The sequence below is a fragment of the Nocardioides sp. YIM 152588 genome (assembly GCF_040191335.1).
GTDB lineage: Bacteria > Actinomycetota > Actinomycetes > Propionibacteriales > Nocardioidaceae > Nocardioides.
On the sequence record NZ_JBEGDJ010000036.1, the window covers coordinates 1 to 18,373 of the forward strand.

General features: G+C 74.4%; 15 protein-coding genes. 5 read left to right on the forward strand and 10 right to left on the reverse strand.

Going from position 1 to position 18,373, the window contains the following annotated elements; genetic code table 11:
- Positions 1-361 precede the first annotated feature (361 nt).
- The gene (tyrS, locus tag ABLM29_RS15795; RefSeq protein ID WP_349715148.1) at positions 362-1,633 is read right to left on the reverse strand and encodes a tyrosine--tRNA ligase; all 1,272 of its coding nucleotides are present in this window, start codon (positions 1,631-1,633) and stop codon (positions 362-364) included.
- Between the two features lie 70 nt (positions 1,634-1,703).
- Between tyrS and ABLM29_RS15800 the strand changes: the two genes are divergently transcribed.
- Together ABLM29_RS15800 and ABLM29_RS15805 are read left to right on the forward strand one after the other, a co-directional pair.
- Positions 1,704-2,690, forward strand: coding sequence for a serine/threonine-protein kinase (locus ABLM29_RS15800; RefSeq protein ID WP_349715150.1), 987 nt, complete (start codon positions 1,704-1,706; stop codon positions 2,688-2,690).
- A 56-nt stretch (positions 2,691-2,746) separates the two neighbouring features.
- On the forward strand, positions 2,747-4,222 hold the full coding sequence (locus ABLM29_RS15805; RefSeq protein ID WP_349715152.1) for a serine/threonine-protein kinase: 1,476 nt from the start codon (positions 2,747-2,749) through the stop codon (positions 4,220-4,222).
- Between the two features lie 28 nt (positions 4,223-4,250).
- Here the strand turns inward: ABLM29_RS15805 and ABLM29_RS15810 are convergent, their stop codons facing one another.
- The gene (locus ABLM29_RS15810; RefSeq protein WP_349715154.1) at positions 4,251-5,318 is read right to left on the reverse strand and encodes a DNA adenine methylase; all 1,068 of its coding nucleotides are present in this window, start codon (positions 5,316-5,318) and stop codon (positions 4,251-4,253) included.
- Positions 5,319-5,358: 40 nt separating this feature from the next.
- Between ABLM29_RS15810 and ABLM29_RS15815 the strand changes: the two genes are divergently transcribed.
- From ABLM29_RS15815 to ABLM29_RS15825, 3 genes are read left to right on the forward strand one after another with little or no spacing between them, the layout of a single operon-like run.
- Positions 5,359-5,694 carry a hypothetical protein gene (locus ABLM29_RS15815; protein ID WP_349715155.1) on the forward strand — a complete coding sequence of 112 codons (336 nt, stop codon included), beginning with the start codon at positions 5,359-5,361 and terminating at the stop codon, positions 5,692-5,694.
- A 5-nt stretch (positions 5,695-5,699) separates the two neighbouring features.
- Positions 5,700-7,376: a glycoside hydrolase family 43 protein gene (locus tag ABLM29_RS15820; protein WP_349715157.1), complete on the forward strand. Its 1,677-nt coding sequence runs from the start codon at positions 5,700-5,702 to the stop codon at positions 7,374-7,376.
- Between the two features lie 55 nt (positions 7,377-7,431).
- Positions 7,432-8,175, forward strand: coding sequence for a PIG-L deacetylase family protein (locus tag ABLM29_RS15825; RefSeq protein ID WP_349715159.1), 744 nt, complete (start codon positions 7,432-7,434; stop codon positions 8,173-8,175).
- Positions 8,176-8,227: 52 nt separating this feature from the next.
- Here ABLM29_RS15825 and ABLM29_RS15830 read toward each other — a convergent pair whose 3' ends face one another.
- The 8 genes from ABLM29_RS15830 to ABLM29_RS15865 all read right to left on the reverse strand — a co-directional run bounded on the left by ABLM29_RS15830 (position 8,228) and on the right by ABLM29_RS15865 (position 18,229).
- Positions 8,228-8,989, reverse strand: coding sequence for a PilZ domain-containing protein (locus ABLM29_RS15830; RefSeq protein WP_349715160.1), 762 nt, complete (start codon positions 8,987-8,989; stop codon positions 8,228-8,230).
- 58 nt (positions 8,990-9,047) lie between these two features.
- Entirely contained in the window at positions 9,048-9,818 is a 771-nt protein-coding gene (locus tag ABLM29_RS15835; RefSeq protein WP_349715161.1) for a calcium-binding protein, read from the reverse strand.
- A gap of 119 nt (positions 9,819-9,937) precedes the next feature.
- Entirely contained in the window at positions 9,938-11,014 is a 1,077-nt protein-coding gene (locus tag ABLM29_RS15840) for a threonine aldolase family protein (protein WP_349715163.1), read from the reverse strand.
- A gap of 110 nt (positions 11,015-11,124) precedes the next feature.
- Positions 11,125-12,441: a DUF6421 family protein gene (locus ABLM29_RS15845; protein ID WP_349715164.1), complete on the reverse strand. Its 1,317-nt coding sequence runs from the start codon at positions 12,439-12,441 to the stop codon at positions 11,125-11,127.
- 138 nt (positions 12,442-12,579) lie between these two features.
- Positions 12,580-14,436 carry a sensor domain-containing diguanylate cyclase gene (locus ABLM29_RS15850; protein ID WP_349715165.1) on the reverse strand — a complete coding sequence of 619 codons (1,857 nt, stop codon included), beginning with the start codon at positions 14,434-14,436 and terminating at the stop codon, positions 12,580-12,582.
- A gap of 216 nt (positions 14,437-14,652) precedes the next feature.
- Positions 14,653-16,020 (reverse strand): MFS transporter, encoded by a 1,368-nt coding sequence (locus ABLM29_RS15855; protein ID WP_349715167.1) that lies wholly within the window; start codon positions 16,018-16,020, stop codon positions 14,653-14,655.
- A complete protein-coding gene (locus ABLM29_RS15860) occupies positions 16,017-16,871 on the reverse strand; it encodes an SDR family NAD(P)-dependent oxidoreductase (protein ID WP_349715169.1) in 855 nt (284 codons plus the stop codon). The genes ABLM29_RS15855 and ABLM29_RS15860 overlap by 4 nt, the downstream gene beginning before the upstream one ends.
- Complete coding sequence (locus ABLM29_RS15865) at positions 16,868-18,229, reverse strand: flavin-containing monooxygenase (protein ID WP_349715170.1); 1,362 nt, start codon at positions 18,227-18,229, stop codon at positions 16,868-16,870. The genes ABLM29_RS15860 and ABLM29_RS15865 overlap by 4 nt, the downstream gene beginning before the upstream one ends.
- Positions 18,230-18,373: the final 144 nt, after the last annotated feature.

Consider the following 18,373-nt stretch of genomic DNA (forward strand, 5'->3'; position numbering starts at 1 on the left):
CACCAACAACCAAACCAAACGGCCCGGACAGTCAGTGAATGCGCACAAACAATTCACAACAAACCATCACTTGCATGACACACTGTTGAGTTCTCAAACATCACACGCACCGGAGCATCCCCACCCCAACCAGGGCAGATCAATCTCCGCGCAGATGACCCAGACCCCGAACCCAGAAGATTCAAGACCCAGAAGCGGCCACCGGAGCCGGAAGCCCTCCGCCAGACCGGCGTCTTGCCTCCCGCCGCACCCGGCGACAAAGAGAACATTACGCACTCCCCCAGAACTGCACAAATCGGGGGGCGGTGACCCGGGCCACAGCGGGCCGCTGTGGCCCGGAAACCGCCTCTGACCTGGGGTTTCAGGCCACGCGCACGCCGGCGTACCGCTTCTTCCCGCGGCGCAGCACCAACCAGGTCCCGTCGATCAGCGCAGCCGCGTCCGGAACCAGCTCCGGGTCCTCCACGCGCACGTTGTTCAGGTAGGCGCCGCCCTCGGCGACCGCGCGCCGCGCCTCGCCCTTCGACTTCGCCAGCCCGGTGAGCGTCAGCAGCTCGACGATGTCGGGCACCGCGCCGCGCTCGACGTCGACCACGCCGGTCTCCCCCAGCGCGGCCGCGACCGTCGCGCCGGGCAGCGCGGTGATGTCGCCGCTGCCGAAGAGAGCCTGAGCGGCGGCCTTCGCCAGCTCGGTCTCCCCCGCGCCGTGGACCAGCGTGGTCACCTCGTCGGCCAGCACCTTCTGGGCCTCGCGCAGGAACGGCTTCTCCGCGTGGCGGGCCTCGATCGCCTCGATCTCGTCGTGGCCGAGGAACGTGAAGACGCGCAGCAGCTCGCCCACCTTCTCGTCCTCCACGTTGAGCCAGAACTGGTGGAAGGCGTAGGGCGCCATCATCTCCGGGTCGAGCCAGAGCGCGCCGCCCTCGGTCTTGCCGTACTTGGTGCCGTCCGCCTTGGTGACCAGCGGCGTCGCGAAGGCGTGCGCCGTGCCGCCCGCGGCCCGGCGGATCAGCTCCGCGCCACCGGTGAGGTTGCCCCACTGGTCGGAGCCGCCGAACTGCAGCGTGACCCCGTGCTCGCGGAACAGGTGCAGGTAGTCCATCGACTGCAGCAGCACGTAGGAGAACTCCGTGTAGCTGATCCCGCCGGCCTCCAGCCGCCGGCGCACGGTCTCGCGCCCCAGCATCCGGTTGACCGGGAAGTGCTTGCCGACGTCGCGCAGGAAGTCGATCGTCGACAGGTTCGCGGTCCAGTCGTAGTTGTTGACGATGGTGGCGCCGTTGTCGCCCTCGAAGGAGACGAACGCGCTCACCTGCCCGCGCAGGCGCTCGACCCACGACCGCACGGTCTCGGCCGAGTTGAGGGTGCGCTCGCCGGAGTCGCGCGGGTCGCCGATCATGCCGGTCGCGCCACCGACGAGGAGGTACGGCGTGTGGCCGGCGTCCTGCAGGCGGCGCGCGGTGACGAGCTGGAGCAGGTTGCCCATGTGCAGGCTGGGGGCGGTCGGGTCGAAGCCGACATAGAAGCGGACGCTCCCCTCGCTCAGCGCCGCACGCAGCGCCTCACGGTCGGTGGACTCGGCGATGAGGCCGCGCCACTCCAGGTCGTCCAGCAGGGTCGGGTCGACAGACAACGATCAGCCTTTCAGGCGGCGCACGCATACCTTGCGCGCGGTTGGGTAAGCAGGCTCAAGGATAGGGGTGATGCCGCGTATGACGACGACGCGCACGGTCGACGGCCGCTACCGCCTGGAGCGGGAGATCGGCCGCGGTGGGTCCGGGCCGGTGTGGCTCGGGACGGACGAACTGCTCGGCCGCGAGGTCGCGCTCAAGCGACTCGGCGCGGCGCCCGGCGCCGAGGACGTCGAGGGGCTCCGCGCCGAGCGGGAGGCCCGGATGACGGCACGGGTGCAGCACCCCCGCGTGGTGACGGTCTTCGACCTGGTGGAGACCCAGGACGACCATTGGCTCGTCATGGAGCACGTCAGCGGCGGCACGCTCAGCCAGCGGATCCGGGAGCGCGGCGGCCTGTCCGCGGACGAGGCGGCGCCGCTGCTGGCCGACATCGCCGAGGCGCTGGCCGCCGCCCACGAGGTCGGCGTCGTCCACCGCGACATCAAGCCCTCCAACATCCTGATCGACGCCGACGGCGCCGCCAAGCTGTCCGACTTCGGCATCGCCAAGGGCGTCACCGACGCCTCGCTGACCCGCACCGGGCTGGTCACCGGCTCCCCGGCGTACCTCTCCCCCGAGGTCGCCGCGGGCGGGTCGGCCGTCGCGGCCAGCGACGTGTGGGCCTTCGGCGCCACCCTGTTCCACGTGCTCGCGGGGGTGCCGCCCTACGAGGTCACCGACAGCCTGATGGGCGCCCTCTACAAGATCGTCAACGAGGAGCCGCCGCGGCTGGACGACGCCGGCTGGCTCGCGCCGCTGCTGCGGTCGACCATGTCGCGCGACGCCGAGGCGAGGCCGACGATGGCGCAGGTCGCCGAGTTCCTGCGGGCCGGGGCCGCGCACGCCGTGGCGCCCGCCGCGCCGGCCACGACGCCCGCCGGCCCCGCCCGGTCCGCGGTCCCCCATCCCGCGGACCTGCCCACGATGGCGGCGGCGCCGGCCCCCGGACAGCACCGCCGCGAGCGCCGCCTCGTCCCCTGGCCGACGCGGTGGCGCAGCGAGCCGGCAACGACGTGACCCGGGCCGTCCGCAGGTCGGACCGGTCCCCACGGCGCCGCTAGGCTGGCGCGGTCATGGGGATCAGTCGAGTAGGCGACCGCTACACGCTCGAGCGCGAGATCGGCCGCGGCGCGTCCGGCCCGGTCTGGCTCGGGCGCGACGACGTGCTCGGACGCGAGGTGGCCCTCAAGCGACTCGGGACGCCTGCGGGTACCGGGCCGATGGACACCGTGCGCGCCGAGCGGGAGGCCCGGCTGGCCGCGCGCGTCAACCACCCGCACGTGGTGGCGATCTTCGACCTCGTCGAGTCGGACGGCGACCGCTGGCTGGTCATGGAGCACGTGCCGGGGACGACGCTCGCCGAGCGCATCCGGACCGGCGGCGCCCTGGCGCCGCCCGCCGCAGCCGCGGTGCTCGTCCAGGCCGCGGAGGCGCTGGCCGCCGCGCACGAGGCCGGCATCGTGCACCGCGACGTGAAGCCCTCGAACATCCTCATCGACCGCGAGGGCACGGTGAAGCTCTCGGACTTCGGCATCGCCCGCGCCGTCGCGGACGCGACGCTCACGCAGGCCGGCCTGGTCACCGGGTCGCCGGCCTACCTCGCCCCGGAGATCGCCACCGGCGGCAGCGCCACCGCGGCCAGCGACGTCTGGGCCTTCGGCGCGACGCTCTACCACGCGCTCGCCGGCCGGCCGCCGTACGAGACCACCGACGACAACGTGCTCGCGACCCTGTACCGGATCGTCAACGAGCCGCCGCCGCGCCTGTCGTCGGCCGGCTGGCTCGCCCCGCTGCTCGAGGTGACGCTCAACCAGGACCCGCGGCAGCGGCCCACGATGGCCGACATCGTCGCCTACCTGCGGGCGCGGGTCGCCGAGTCCCACGGCCCCGAGAGCACCGCGGTGCTGCCGACCATGGCGCCGCCACCCCCGCGCCCGCCGCGGTCGACGCCGCCGACCACGGCGACCGCGAGCCTGCCCCCGGTCCCGCCGCGCAGGCCGCGTCCGGAGGAGGCTCCGCCGGCCCGTGGCGACCGGGCCCGACCCGGCGTGCTCGTCCTCGCGGCCGCGCTGGTGGTGGCGATCGCCGTCGTGGGCGGCCTGCTGCTGGTCACCGGCGGAGGCAACGACGGCGACGGCACCGGGGCGGCGGCGCAGGTGGCCGGGTCCGCGAAGACGAAGAAGGCGAAGAAGTCCACCGAGGCCGAGCCGAGCACGTCGGCTCCGACCAGCCCGACGACGACCGCGGCCGAGCAGCCGACCGTCGGGGAGATGAAGGCGTTCGCACGCACCTACGTCACGACCGCCGCCGCCGACCCCGCGGCCGGGTTCACCTACCTGACGCCGGCCTACCAGGCGGCCAGCCCCGACTACACGGAGTTCTGGGGCGCCGTGCAGAGCCCGCGGATCCGCGCCGTCTGGGCCGACCCCGACGCGCTCACCGTCAGCTACAACTACGCCTACTGGCTCGGCGGGCAGCGCCGGGTCGAGCGCGTCACGCTCAAGCTCGTCCAGGACGGCGACCGGCTGCTGATCGCCGGCGCCCGCTGACCGGGCCCACCCTCGCGGCGGTACGCCGTCAGCCGGTCGGCCGGGCCGCGGCCAGCGCGGCCGCGGCGCGGGTCCGATCCCGGTCCCCCGCGACGAAGAGGTACTCCACGTTGCGCAGCCGGCCCACCTCGCCGACCCGCACCCCCGACGGGCCGTGGATCCCGATCTGCGCGCCGACGTGCCGCTTGCGGTCGAAGGCCAGCGTGACCACCTCCTCGTGGCCGGCGGCGCGGAGCATCCCGTCGATGTCGGCGGCGCTCACCCACGACTCGTCGTTGTAGGAGACCACCACGACCTCCGCCCGCAGCCGGAGCAGCAGCCGCGCCAGCGCGGCAGGCATCTCCGCACGGCTGTTGAACACGCTCCGGGTCGCGTCGTCCCGGACGTCGACCCGCTTGCAGGCCACCCCGTAGTGCTCGGGGGCGTCCCAGCGGACCAGGGTCTCCCAGATGTGGTAGTTCGAGAAGTACCGGTGGTGGTTGTAGGGCGGGTCGACGTACGCGAGGTCGACGGGCGCCAGCGCGTCCACGGTGACCATCGCGTCGCCCAGGACGGTCCGCCCCACGCCCGGAAGCAGGCACGGAGCCTCCAGCGCCAGGGGGCGCAGCGACCGCGGCGCCCACTCCTTCAGGTAGGCCATCTGGATCCCGATCGTGGAGTCGACGCGGTCGGCGGCGATCAGCAGGCTGGTCAGCAGGATCGGGCGCAGGGGGCTGCCCGGCGGGTGCGCCCGGTCGATCTCGTCGCGGATCGCGTCGATCCGGCACCCGTTCTCCGGGCGGAAGAAGCGTGCGCGCTCGCAGAACGTCTCCGTGACGTAGCCGCGGTGACCGGGCAGCGCGTCCAGGCGACGCAGCTCGGCGGCGAGCTCGTCCGCGTCGACGGCGGCGGCGTCGGTGGCCACGTAGCAGTCGCTCAGCACCGCCGCGTACGTCGCCAGGTCGGTCGCCGTCACCACCAGCCCACGCCGCTTGAGCTCCTGCGCCACCCGCGTGGTGCCGGTGAACAGGTCCAACGCGGTGCGGGCGCCGGCACCGACGGCGATCTCGGCCAGCACCGGGACCAGGGTCCGCTTGGAGCCGAGATACTTGATCACCCCGGCAGGCTACGACCGCCGACGGGCCTAGGCTTCCCCCATGTGGTCGCTCTGGTCGGAGAACTCCACCCTCTCGATCTGCTCGCAGGACTCGTTCCTCTCGATCGGCAGCGCGGCGTCGTGCGCCTCGGTGGGCAGCGTCGCCTCGTTCGCGTCGGTGGGCTCGATCTGCTCGTCGATGTCGCTGCTCTCCGTGCTCTCGAACCAGAGCACGGGCGCCGCACTCTCGCACCGCAGCCGGGGCGCCCTGCTGTCGGCCGAGTCCGACCACGCCGTCCTGTCCTCCCGGGCGCACGGCGAGGTCCCCCGCGGTCTCGTCGCCGCGGGGGTGCTGGCGACGCTGGCGGTCGTCGCCTGGCACCGGGCGCGGCGCTGAGCCGGGTGGCGGCCGCGGCGCTCGCGCGCGGCGCCGCACGCCGCCTCGGGCTCGGCGGCGCCCGGACCCGCTCCGGGTTGCGCCACGGCCACCCCGCGATCGGGGACCCCTCCCCGACCGTCCCGGCCGGCGACCCGCGCAGCCCGCTCCCGGCCGGCTGGTTCGTCAACCCGGTGGCCGAGGGGGCGGACCCGTACCTGGTCCGCGACGGCGACCGGTACCTGTGGTGCCAGACCGAGGGCGATCGCGGCGTCGCGGTCGGGGTGTCGCGGAGCGCGACCCGGGTCGGCGACCGGCGGGTGGTCTGGCGGGCGCCCGCGGACGGCCCGACGTCGGCCGAGGTCTGGGCGCCCGAGCTGGTCCGCCTCGACGGGCGCTGGCACATCTACCTCGCGGCCTCCGACGGGCACGACCGCACGCACCGCGCCTACGTCCTGGTCGCGGACACCGACGACCCGCAGGGCGCCTACACGCTGCACGGACCGCTGTCCACCGGCGACGCCGGCGGCCCCGCGCAGTGGGCGATCGACATGACCGTGCTCGAGGTGGCGGGGCGCCGGTACGCGCTCTGGTCCGGCTGGCCCGACGACGAGCACCCGGTCCAGCACCTGTACGCGGCCGCCCTGGCCTCCCCCACGGAGCTGGCCGGGCCCCGCGTCATGATCAGCGCGCCGACCGACCACGCCTGGGAACGGATCCACCCCGACGACCCCGCCAGCGCAGGGATCAACGAGGGGCCGCAGGTGCTGCGGCGCGGCGGCCGCACGTTCGTGCTGTTCTCGGCGAGCAGCGCGCTGCGCGCGTCGTACACGATGGGGATGCTGGAGCTGGTCGGGGACGACCCGCTCGACCCCGCGGCGTGGCGCAAGCACCCGGCGCCGCTGCTCACCTCGACCCCGCTCGCGCTCGGCGTCGGGCACGGCACCGTGGTCGACTCCCCCGACGGCACCGAGTGGTGGCTCGCGTTCCACCGCAAGATCGCCGCCGACGTCAGCTTCCGCCGGGTGGTCCACCTCCGACCCGTCGGGTGGACCGCGACCGGCGAGCCCGTGCTCGACCCGCCGATCGCCGCGGGAGTGCCGCTGCCGCTGCCGTCCGGCACGGCGCCGCGGGCGGTCTCCGGGCCCGTCGAGCTCCGGTACCCGGGGCCGGCGGGCGCCCGGGCGGACCTCGAGTACTACGGCCACCAGCAGCTCCTCGCCGAGGACGGCGAGGGCGTCCACCTGGGCCGGGTGCCGCGGCGGCCGGTCAACGCCTTCCGCAGCGGCGAGAAGCTGGTGCTGCGCGACGGCGACCACGCCGACCTGCGGGTGACGGCGTCGCTGCGGGTGCACCACCGGGGTACGGCCGGGCTGCTCGTCCGCGCCACCGCGCCGGCGGTCGGACCGCAGGCCCAGCGGGGCTACCTGGTCGCCTGGCGCGCACGGGGCTCCGTGCTGACGATCTCGCGCACCGACGGGGCCACCCGCACCGTGCTGGGGAGCCTCCGGGTGCCCCGGCCCCGCGGCGGCGTCGTCGAGCTCGAGGTGGTCGCCGCGGGTGACACGATCACCGCCCGGCTGGCCGGCGCGGAGCTGGCCGTGACCGACGGGCTCTACCCGTCCGGCTCGGTCGGCGTGCAGGTGCTCCGCGGCGAGGCGACGCTCACCGCGCTCGCGGTGACACCGCTCCCGGGCGGCTGATCCCCCGACGGCTGATCCCCTCGACGGCGCGGCCACGGCCCGGCATGCTCGGAGCATGGACGTGCCGCCACCGCTCGACCCGCTGACCGAGGACTGGGAGCGGGCGCTGTGCATCGTCGCGCACCCCGACGACATGGAGTTCGGCGCCGCCGCCGCGGTGGCGCGCTGGACGGGCCAGGGCAAGCAGGTCGTCTACTGCATGGTGACCAGCGGCGAGGCGGGGATCGACGGCCTGGCGCCGGCGGAGTGCCGGACCGTCCGCGAGGCCGAGCAGGTCGAGTCGGCGCGCGTCGTCGGGGTCGACCTGGTCGAGTTCCTGGGCCAGCCGGACGGGATCCTGGAGTACGGCGTGCCGCTGCGCCGGCTGCTCGCCGAGGCGGTGCGCCGGCACCGGCCCGAGATCGTCGTCACCGGGAACTTCCGCGACACCTTCGGCGGCACCAACCTCAACCAGGCGGACCACATCGCCGTCGGCCGGGCGGTCCTCGACGCGGTGCGCGACGCCGGCAACCGCTGGGTCTTCCACGAGCAGGTGGAGGGCGGCCTCGAGCCGTGGGGCGGGGTGCGCGAGGTGTGGGCGGCCGGGTCGCCGCTGGCCGCGCACGGCGTGGACACGACCGCCACCTTCGACGCCGGGGTGGCCTCGCTGCGGGCGCACCGCGCCTACATCGACGGGCTCGGCTGGGAGGGGTGGGACCCGCGGGAGTTCCTGGAGGGCATGGCCCGCGCGAACGGCACCCGGATGGGCGTCGCCTTCGCGACGCCGTTCGAGGTGTTCCGGATGGGCTTCCACGACTGAGCCCGGAGTCGGCCCGAGCCCGGGTCGGCGCGCCCCGAGCCCCTGTTCGCGGTCAGCCGAGGCGGCTGCGCGCCTGCCGGCGCTGGGCGTCCAGGAGCGCCTCGCGGAGTGCCCGGTCGCCGGTGTGCGGTCCCGTGAACTCCAGGGCCACGCCGGACGTGCCGCCCGGGAAGGAGACCGGGCGGACGACGCGGGCCCGGCGTCGTACCTCGCCGGCGTCGAGGGCGATCGCGACGTCGACCAGCTCGCCCACGGCGGGCAGGTCGCCCTCGAGCCCGGCGAGCACCCCGCCCTCGCCGAGGTCGACCACCCAGCCGCGCTCGGGCCGCGGCTCCTCGGCGGCGTCCGCCTCGTCCGTGCCCTCCGCGACGACCCGCGTCACCGTGAGGTCGGCGGCCAGCGCGACCCGGAAGTGCGCGCGCCGCTGCTCGCGGTCGACCGCGCCCAGCGGCGTGGCCAGCCAGACCGGCCCGTAGGGACGGCTCGCGCCCGCGGCCTCCACAGGGACCCGGGCGAGGCCGGTCGGGGTGACCCAGCGCAGGTCGATCCAGTCGGCGTCGCCGGGACGCGCGACCGGGAGGCCGTCGGCACGCTCCGGGCGGGCCAGGGTCGCGATCCAGCCGTCCGCGCCCTGCTCGAGGTCCTGGACCTGGCTGGCCAGCTCCTCGACGCTGCCGTCGCCGCGCCGGACGACGAGGGTGACCGGCTTCAACAGCTCCGGACCCTCGATCGCCTGCCCGGTCGTCTGCCCGGTCGTCTGCCGGCTCGACCGCCCGATCGACCGCCCGCGCCCCCCGCGCGACTTGGACCTCATGTGCTTCCCTCTCGGCAGCCCCGGGACGAACCTGAGGGGTCTCCCGGGGCGCCGCGGGTCAGCGGGTGATGTCGTCCCCCGGGCCGCCCTTGATGACGTCCTTGCCGGGGCCCTTGCCGTTGATCCGGTCGTCGCCGGTGCCGCCGAAGAGCCGGTCGGAGCCACCGAGATCCATGATCTGATCGTCGCCCGGTCCGGCGACCACGACGTCGTTCCCGACGCCGCTGCGGAGCCAGTCGTTGCCGGCCCCGCCGTAGACGCGGTCGGCGCCGCGGAAGCCGTTGAAGAAGTCCGGGCCCGCGCCGAAGCGGACGAGCTCGCGGCCGCGGTCGCCGAGGACCGTGAGCGCGAACCGGGACGAGAGCGACGACCCGTCGACGTGGTCGTTGCCGAGCCGCGGCCACACCTCGACCAGGAGCGGCTGGGCGGCGGTGACGTCCCCGGGGATCTTGCAGACGGCCGCCGAGCCGCGGCGCGCCTTCGCCTTCTCGCACGCCGCCGGAAGCTTCTTGAAGCGCTTGGTCCGGGCGTCGGCGATGCGCACGCCGGCCGAGGTCTCGGTGATCTTCACGCGGTTGTGCTGCCCACCACTGACGAAGCGGTAGCCGTGCTCGGTCCGGAGCACCCGGGAGGCTCCGTCACGCATCGGCTCGTGGCTGCCGGTCAACGACGTCACGAACCGGTACGGCGGCCCGGCGCTGAACCTGCCGCCGGGCGGCTCGTCGTAGTGGTAGCCGGGGTTCGCCGTCGCCGGGACGGTGACGGCGGCGGAGACCGCCGCCACCAGGACGGCGGACGCGGACAGGAGCGCACCGAGCTTGCGCGACACGAGGGACCTCTCGTCGGGGACACGAAGTCCGCGACGCTAACCGCGGCGCCTACCGCTCCCGAAAACGTCGGCCGTGAGCCATGTCACGTTGGCCGAGCGTTCAGGCAGATCCGGGCTGGTCAGCGCCCGATCTCGGCGCGGATCGAGTCGAGGAATCCGTCGACGTCCTCGGCGGTGGTGTCGTAGGAGCACATCCACCGGACGTCGCCCGCGGCCTCGTCCCAGAAGTAGAAGCGGTGCCGCTCCTGGAGCCGGCGCGTCACCTCGTGCGGGAGCCGGGCGAAGACCGCGTTGGCCTGCACCGGGTAGAGGATCTCGACGCCGTCGATCTGCGCGACACCGTCGGCCAGCCGCTGCGCCATGGCGTTCGCCTGGCCGGCCAGCCGCAGCCACAGCCCGTCGGCGAGCAGCGCCTCGAACTGGACCGACAGGAAGCGCATCTTGCTGGCCAGCTGCATCGAGCGCTTGCGCAGGTGGCGCGGGCGCGCGACCGAGGACGGGTCCATGATCACGACCGCCTCGGCGCCGAGCGCGCCGTTCTTGGTGGCGCCGAAGGAGAGGATGTCGACGCCGGCGTCCGACGTGAACTCGCGCACCGGGACCTCGAGGGCCGCCGCGGCGTTGGCGAGCCGGGCGCCGTCCAGGTGGAGCCGCATGCCGAGGCCGTGGACGTGGTCGGCCAGCGCCCGGACCTCGTCGGGCGTGTACAGCGTGCCGAGCTCGGTCGACTGGGTGATCGAGACCGCCTGCGGCATCGCCCGGTGCTCGTCGTCGAAGCCCCACGCCTGGCGGTCGACCAGCTCGGGGGTGAGCTTGCCGTCCGGGGTCGGCACGGCGTGCAGCTTGAGCCCGGCGACCTGCTCGGGCGCCCCGCCCTCGTCGCAGTTGATGTGGGCGGTCTCGGCGCAGATGACGGAGCCCCAGCGGTCCGTCACGGCCTGCAGCGCCAGCACGTTGGCGCCGGTGCCGTTGAAGACCGGGTACGCCGCCACCTCGGCGCCGAACAGCCCGGACATGAGGCCCTGCAGGTGCTCGCTGTAGGGGTCCTCGCCGTAGGAGACCGCGTGGCCGCCGTTGGCGGTCGCCAATGCGGCGAGCACCTCGGGGTGGACGCCGGCGTAGTTGTCGCTGGCGAAGTGCCGCGCCTCGGGGTCGTGGCGGCGGTGGGCGGCGGTCGGGGACGGCTGGTCGGCCACTGGTCGTTCCGTTCGTTCGTGGACGCGGACCGCCGCGCGCGGCGGCGGCCGCGGAGCAGTGCGGGGCCCGTCGATGGTATCGACGGGCCCCGCCGGGTCCGGTGCCGGGATCAGGCCGCGGCGGTGATCCCGCGCGTGCCGGCGATGACCTGCTTGAGCTTCTTGGCGAGGGCCTCGTAGAACATGCTCAGCGGGAACTCGTCGGGCAGCACGTCGTCGACCAGCGCGCGCGGCGGCTGGGCCAGGTCCAGCGCCTCGGCGCCGCGGGCCCACAGGGAGGCCGGGTGCGGGCTGAGGTAGCGGCGCACCAGGTCGTAGCCGGCCATCCAGTGCACCAGCTTGGGCCGGTCGATCCCGTCGCGGTAGAGGCGCTCGATCTCGTGGCACAGCGCGGCGGTGACCTGGGTGGCGCGCTGCCAGTCGATGCGCAGCGAGTTGTCGGTCCAGCGGATCGCCTCGTGCTTGTGCAGGTAGGAGAAGAGCAGCTGGCCGCCGAGGCCGTCGTAGTTGCGGACGCGGTCGCCGGTCACCGGGAAGCGGAACATCCGGTCGAAGAGGATCGCGTGCTGGACGTCGCGGGCCTGGGCGACCCCGTCGCGCTCCAGCTCGAGCGCGGCGCTGAAGGCCGTCAGGTCGCAGCGCAGCTCTTCGAGGCCGTACATCCAGAACGGCTGGCGCTGCTTGATCATGAACGGGTCGAACGGCAGGTCGCCGTGGCTGTGCGCGCGGTCGTGGATCAGGTCCCAGAGCACGAAGGCGTCCTGGCACCGCTGCTGGTCCTCCAGCAGGTCCCGTACGTCGTCGGGCAGGTCGACCCCGAGCAGGTCGACCGCCGCCTGGCTCACCTGGCGGAAGCGGGCGGCCTCGCGGTCGCAGAAGATCGCGCCCCAGCTGAACCGCTCGGGCACCTCGCGGACCGCGACGGTCTCGGGGAAGAGCACCGCGGAGTTGGTGTCGTAGCCGGCGGTGAAGTCCTCGAAGGTGATGCCGCAGAAGAGAGGGTTGTCGAAGCGGGTGGCCTCGAGCTCGGCGAGCCAGTCGGGCCAGACCATCCGGAAGACGACGGCCTCCAGGTTGCGGTCCGGGTTGCCGTTCTGGGTGTACATCGGGAAGACCACGAGGTGCTGCCGACCGTCGGTCCGCTCGGCCGCCGGCTGGAAGGCCAGGAGCGAGTCGAGGAAGTCCGGCACACCGAACCCGGACTCGGCCCAGCGGCGCAGGTCGGCGGCCATCGCACGGTGGTAGGCGGCGTCGTGGGGCATGGCGGACCCCAGCTCGGCGACCGCGGCGACGATCTCGCCGACCAGGCCGGCCGCGCGCTCGGCACTCGCGCCGGTGCGCTCGAGGTCCAGGGAGCCGTCGGCGCGCTGCCACACGCGGAGCTGCTCCACGGCGGCCTTGAGCCGGCGCCAGGCAGGACGGGACACGACGGGCGCGTCGGAACGATCACCCGATTCAACGGCGGCTAGACCAAGACTTTTCGGCATAAGCGTCATTAGACCGCAGAATCTTCTTCACCTCAAGGCGCGACGGACCGAGCGCGGCGGGGCACGCCCGACGGTCGGTCAGCCGGCCACGACGACCGGGCCCGGCGCCGCGCGCTCGACCCGGTTGCGCCCGTGGCGCTTCGCCTCGTAGAGCGCCCGGTCCGCCGCGGCGAGCAGCTCGACCGGGTCGGCGTCACCGGCGAGCTCGGCGACGCCGACCGACAGCGTCACCGGCGGGTCGACCGCCCAGGGGAACCCCTGGGCGACCCGCTCCCGAAGCCGATCGGCGACCTCGACGGCCTCGGCCTCGTCGGTCTCCGGCATCAGCACGACGATCTCCTCGCCGCCGTACCGGTAGGCGGTGTCGACCTCGCGGATCTCCCCGGCGATCAGCGCCGCGGCGTCCTGGAGCACCTCGTCGCCGCGGGCGTGGCCGTAGGTGTCGTTGATCCGCTTGAAGTGGTCGAGATCGATCAGCGCCAGCGCGATCGGCCGCCCGTAGCGGGCCGCCAGCGCGACGCCCGCGCCGAGGTCGGCGTCGAACTGGCGACGGTTGCCCAGTCCGGTGAGGGCGTCGCGCCGCGACCGCTCCTCCACCTCGCCGTGCAGGCGGGCGGCCTGCAGCGCGCTGGACCCCTGGAGGATCAGCGTGTCGAGCAGGTCCAGGTCGAGGAACTTCCCCGGTGCGGCCTCGAGGGTGAGCACGCCGATCACCCGGGCGCCGACCACCATCGGGATCGCGACGCCCTGCTGCGGGGTGTCCACGCTCTGCGTCGCGCGGCGCTCGTCCAGCGGGATCACGCGGCCGTAGCGGGCGGCCCGGCCCACCGCGCCGGTCCCGACCGGCACCACGGCGTCGCCCAGCCGCTCCGGCTCCTCCACGACGGGCACGACGACGCCGCCGCCGTCACCCTCGGCGTCGTACCGGACGAGCTCGTGGCGCTCGTGGCGGTGCAGCCACAGCTCGACCCTGACCGCGCCGGAGAGCTCCTCGACGGCCGCGATCAGCCGCAGGCTGGTGTAGCGCAGGCTGAGGGACTCCGACAGCTCGCGGCTCAGGTCGATCACGTGGTGCAGCCGGTCGCTGCGGCGGACCAGCTCGCGCTCACGGTCGGTGGCCGTCTGGGCGCGCTCGGCGAGGGCGGCGGTCATGGCGGCCAGGCCGCCGGCGAGGCCGCGCAGCTCCCGCACCGGCGAGCTGGTGGTCACCGATCCCGAGAGGTCGCCGCGGGCGACCCGCTCGACCGCCTCGGTGAGCTCGGAGAGGGGGGCGACGACCTGCCGCGCCATCCGGCGGCGACCGGCGGTCAGCGCCACGATCGACAGCAGCCCAATCGCGATGACGACGAGCGTGGTGATCGCCAGCGCCGCCCAGAAGTCGGCGGTCCCCTGGTCCAGCTCGTTGCCGATCGCGGACCGCAGGCGGCGGTCGACGCGGCGGTAGGCGTCGAAGGCGACCTTGCCGTCCCCCAGCGTCACCGCCAGGTCCTCGGGCGCCGCCACACCGTGCTCGCGCACCGCCGCCACCGCGGGCGCGGCCCAGCCGTCCTCCCAGTCGCGCTGCGCCTGGGTCAGCGCCAGGAAGTCGGTGAGCAGGTCACCCTCACCGCCGAGAGCGACGACCAGCCGCGCGTCGGCGTCGCCGAGCGCGCTCCGCCCCTCCTCGTAGGGCTCCAGGAACTGCTCGTCGCCCGTGGCCAGGAAGGCGCGCAGCCCGGTCTCCTGGTCGAGCATCGCGTAGTGCGCGTCGCGCGCGGCGTCCTCGGCGTCGGCGAGGTCGACCAGCCGCGGCTGCACCTGCACGGAGAGGCCGAAGTAGACGACCGTCGGGACGAGGAGCGACAGCAGGATCCCGACCACCCCGGGGACGACGGCGCGGCGCATCGACCGGCGCAGCGACAGGGTGCGCTGGCGCGACGTGGACTGCTCGGGCATCGCGGGCTCCTGGGGTGTCGGATGGCACGACACGCCTGAGCGCGTCGCCGTTCCCGTCCCCCGAGCGGACGGCGATCACCACGCGAGCTGCTCCCGAGCCCTCCCCGCGTGAGCGACGAGAGTATCGCCCCGACTGCCCGATCGACGTGCTAGGACCCCCGTCCCGGAGTGTCTGGGACGGGGGTCCTAGCGGGGTGGGCGAGCCCCGCAGCGGGCTCAGCCGCGGGTCGCCGCGCCGTCCAACCGGCACCGGCGCTGGAACACGATCGCCACCGCCATCAGGGCCGCCGGCAGCAGCGTGAAGCCGAGCAGCAGCGCCCGCAGCGCGGGGTCGGACTGCGCCACGTGCTCCTCCGCGGTGCTCGAGACGAAGCCGCCCGCGGCCAGCGCGGCGGCGTACACGTAGGGGCCGAGCGCAGTGCCGGTCGCCTCCGTCGCGGTCCACACGCCGGTGTAGGCGCCGGCGCGCGCCTCGCCGCGGGCCTCGGCCGCCGCGACCGCGTCGGGGACCATCGAGAAGGCGAAGAGCTGGAGCCCGGCGAACGCGATGCCGAGCACCGTGACCACCAGCGCCGTGACGAGCACGCCCAGCGCAGCGCCCGCCAGCAGCGCCAGCGACCCGGCGATGAAGGCGGTCTGGCAGATGAGCAGGCCGCGCTGCTTGCCGATCCGGCGGGAGACGACCATCCACGCCGGTCCGGCCAGCACGGCCGGACCGAGGAACGCGCCCATGAACAGCGCGGTGAGGCCGGTGTTCTCGAAGACGTAGTCCGTGTAGTACGGCACGCCGGCGAGGAACAGGTGGGTGGTGGTCCCGGTGAACAGGTAGGAGAGCACGAGCGCCCGGAAGTCCCGGTCACCCCAGGCGATCCGGAGGTCGGCGCGCGTCGAGTGGCCGCCGGCGGGGGCCTCGGGCGCCCGGAACCCGGCGACGTCGGTGAGCCGGCGCACGCCGATCAGGGCGATCGCCGCCGAGACCACCATGACGACGCTCAGCACCAGCGCCATCAGCGCGTAGTCCCCGCGCCGCTCCCCCGCCACCAGTGCGGGTGCCGCGACGCCGGCGCCCAGGAGGCCGAGGGTGAGGAACAGCATCCGGAACATGAAGACCCGGGTGCGCTCGTGGTAGCCGATCCGCAGGTCCGACGGCGTCGTCAGGTACGGCACCTGGAACGTCGCGAAGAGCAGGTTGCCGACGATGAACCAGCCCCCGACCCAGGCGGCGGCGGGCCACCCGCTCAGGCCGGCCGGGACGGTGAACATCGCGACCATCGCGGCGCCGAGCAGCAGGCCGCCCCGCATCATCCGGCGGCGGTGACCGCGGGTCCGGGCCTCCGCGTCCGAGCGGGAGCCGAGCACCGGGTGGACGACGATGTCGACCACCTTGGGCAGCAGCAGGGTCAGGCCGGCCAGGAACGCCGGCACGCCGAGCGTGTCGGTCAGGAAGTAGAGCAGGAGCAGCCCGGGCACGGTCACCCAGACGCCCATGCCGATCGAGCCGACGGCGTACGTCGACAGGACCCCCGCCCCCGGGCGGGCGGCCGCCTCGGCGGAGGTCGCCGGCGCCTCGGGCGCCGCGCTCATGCCCGGCCCCGGTGGCGCCGCACCACGCCGGCGGCCAGCTCGGCGGCGTCGAACGCCCCGGTGGCGGTCCGCGCGGCCAGCGTGCGGGCGACGATCCGGTCGGTGAGCGCCGGGAGGTGGCGGGAGAGGAAGAACTCGACCGCGCCCTTGCGGGTGGTGGTCACGTCCCGCCGCGCGCGGCGGGCGAGGCAGGCGAGGAGGATCGCGTCGACGACGCCGTCGAGGGACTCGTAGGTGCTCATGCCCTCCAGCGAGAGGCCGGCGGCCTTGGTGGAGTCGTGGATCGGGCTGCGCACGGCCGAGGGGTAGACGCAGGTGACGTCGACGTGGGTGGCCAGCTCGAGGCGGAGCGCGTCGGCGTAGGCGACCATCGCCCGCTTGGAGGCGCCGTAGGCCGCCGCCAGCGGCAGCTGCATCACGGCCATCCGCGAGGCGACCATGACCACGCGGCCGCGCGACTCGACGAGGGCGTCGACGCAGGCGGCGGTGACCCGCCAGGTGCCGAGCAGGTTGATCTCGAGCTGGCGGCGCACCTCGGCGCCCGGGGCCAGCTCGGCCGGCGCGGGGCCGCCGATGCCCGCGTTGTTCACCAGGATGTCGAGCCCGCCGAGCGAGGCGAGCGCCTTGCCTACGCCGGCGGCGACGCTGGCGTCGTCGGTGACGTCGCAGCCGATCACCTCGAAGGCCTCCTCGCCGCTCGGGGCGAGGTCGAGGCCGACGACGGTGGCGCCGGCGGCGGTCAGCCGGGCGCCAAGCTCGCGGCCGATGGTGCCGGACGCCCCGGTGATCAGGACGCGCAGGCCGGCGGGGCTGCGGCGCCCGCCGGGGAGCGGAAGGACGGAGCGGCTCACGCGTGGATCTCCTGACGGGTGGGCTGGAAGGTGGTCGCGCCGGACCGGGCCCGGCGCACGCCGGCCTCGGTCTCGCGCGGCAGCGCGGCGACGTAGTCGTCGAAGTCGATCCGCATCATCGGGCGCTTGCGCGCGCCCCAGCGCTCGACGGCGGCGGCGTGCGCGCGGTCGACCGCGGCGCGCTGCGCGACCGGCTCGGGCAGCGCGTAGCGGCCGCCGAGGTAGGCGGCGGCCAGCTTGGCCTGGGCCTCGACCACGGGCAGCGCGGCGCCGGTGGACTGCATGAGGCCGACGAAGAGGAGGCTGGGGTCCTCCAGGTGGAAGACGCGCTGGAAGAGCGGCATCGCCTCGGGGTCCCCACCGAGCCAGTCGTCGGAGAGGAACGGGATGGTCACCCGGTAGCCGGTCGCCCAGACGATGACGTCGACCCGGTCGCTGGTCCCGTCGGTGAAGACCACGGTGTCGCCGTCGAAGCGCTCGATGCCGGGGCGGCCGACGACCTCGCCGTGCGTGAGCCGGTGGAGGATGGTGTCGCTGATCGTCGGGTGGTTCTGGAAGAGGCCGCCGGACGGCGCCGGCAGGCCGTAGCTCTCGGGCCGGCCGACGGCCAGCCGCAGCATGGTCTCCGCGATCCGCTGGCGGATCCGCCACGGCAGCACGGTCAGCGCCGCGCCGGTGGCGTCGGAGGGGCGGCCGAAGAGGTACTTCGGCACGATGTGCACGCCGTGCCGGGCCGACAGCATGACCGGGGCCCCGGCCACCTGGGAGGCGTCGACGGCGATGTCCATGGCCGAGTTGCCCATCCCGACGACCAGCACCCGGCGGCCGCGGAAGACCTCGGGGTTGCGGTAGTCGTGGGCGTGCATCTGGGTCCCGGTGAAGGTGCCCGGGTACTCCGGCGAGGGCCAGCGCGGGTCCCAGTTGTGGCCGTTCGCCACCACCACCGCGTCGTACTCCTCGACGTCGCCGGCCTCCGTGGTGACCTCCCAGCGGTCCTCGAGCCGGCGGGTCGACTCGACGGAGGTGCCGAAGCGGATCCGCTCGGTGACGCCGTACTCGTCGGCGTAGTCGGCCAGGTAGCCGGCGATCCGCGCGGCCGAGGGGTAGTCGGGCCACTCGGCCGGCATCGGGTGGTCGGCGAACTCGGTGCGCCCCTTGGAGGTGTTGAGGTGCAGGCTGTCGTACGCCGGCGAGAGACCGCTGGCGTTGCCCTGGACCCACAGGCCACCCGGCCGGTCGCCCTTCTCGAAGACGGTCACCTCGACTCCCTCGTCGAGCAGCGCCTTGGCCGCGGTCAGCCCGGCGGCGCCGGCGCCGATGACGGCCACCCGGCCGGCGGGCGTCCTGGTCGGATTCATCGTCGAGTCCCTCCCTCGCTGTGACCCACGCCTGTGAGCCGCGTCTCATTCAATCGTATGATGGAGAGGATGCACAAGCCGACTGGCCTCGCCGTTCCATCTCCATCACCTGATGGACCGGTGCGACTCCCCTGGGCTAGCCTG

Bases quoted from the DNA above. Each gene is read 5' to 3' on its own strand.
- ABLM29_RS15800 (WP_349715150.1), top strand. From the start codon at position 1,704: ATGCCGCGTATGACGACGACGCGCACGGTCGACGGCCGCTACCGCCTG.
- ABLM29_RS15805 (WP_349715152.1), top strand. From the start codon at position 2,747: ATGGGGATCAGTCGAGTAGGCGACCGCTACACGCTCGAGCGCGAGATC.
- ABLM29_RS15815 (WP_349715155.1), top strand. From the start codon at position 5,359: ATGTGGTCGCTCTGGTCGGAGAACTCCACCCTCTCGATCTGCTCGCAG.
- ABLM29_RS15825 (WP_349715159.1), top strand. From the start codon at position 7,432: ATGGACGTGCCGCCACCGCTCGACCCGCTGACCGAGGACTGGGAGCGG.
- ABLM29_RS15830 (WP_349715160.1), bottom strand. From the start codon at position 8,989: ATGAGGTCCAAGTCGCGCGGGGGGCGCGGGCGGTCGATCGGGCGGTCG.
- ABLM29_RS15850 (WP_349715165.1), bottom strand. From the start codon at position 14,436: ATGCCCGAGCAGTCCACGTCGCGCCAGCGCACCCTGTCGCTGCGCCGG.
- ABLM29_RS15855 (WP_349715167.1), bottom strand. From the start codon at position 16,020: ATGAGCGCGGCGCCCGAGGCGCCGGCGACCTCCGCCGAGGCGGCCGCC.
- ABLM29_RS15865 (WP_349715170.1), bottom strand. From the start codon at position 18,229: ATGAATCCGACCAGGACGCCCGCCGGCCGGGTGGCCGTCATCGGCGCC.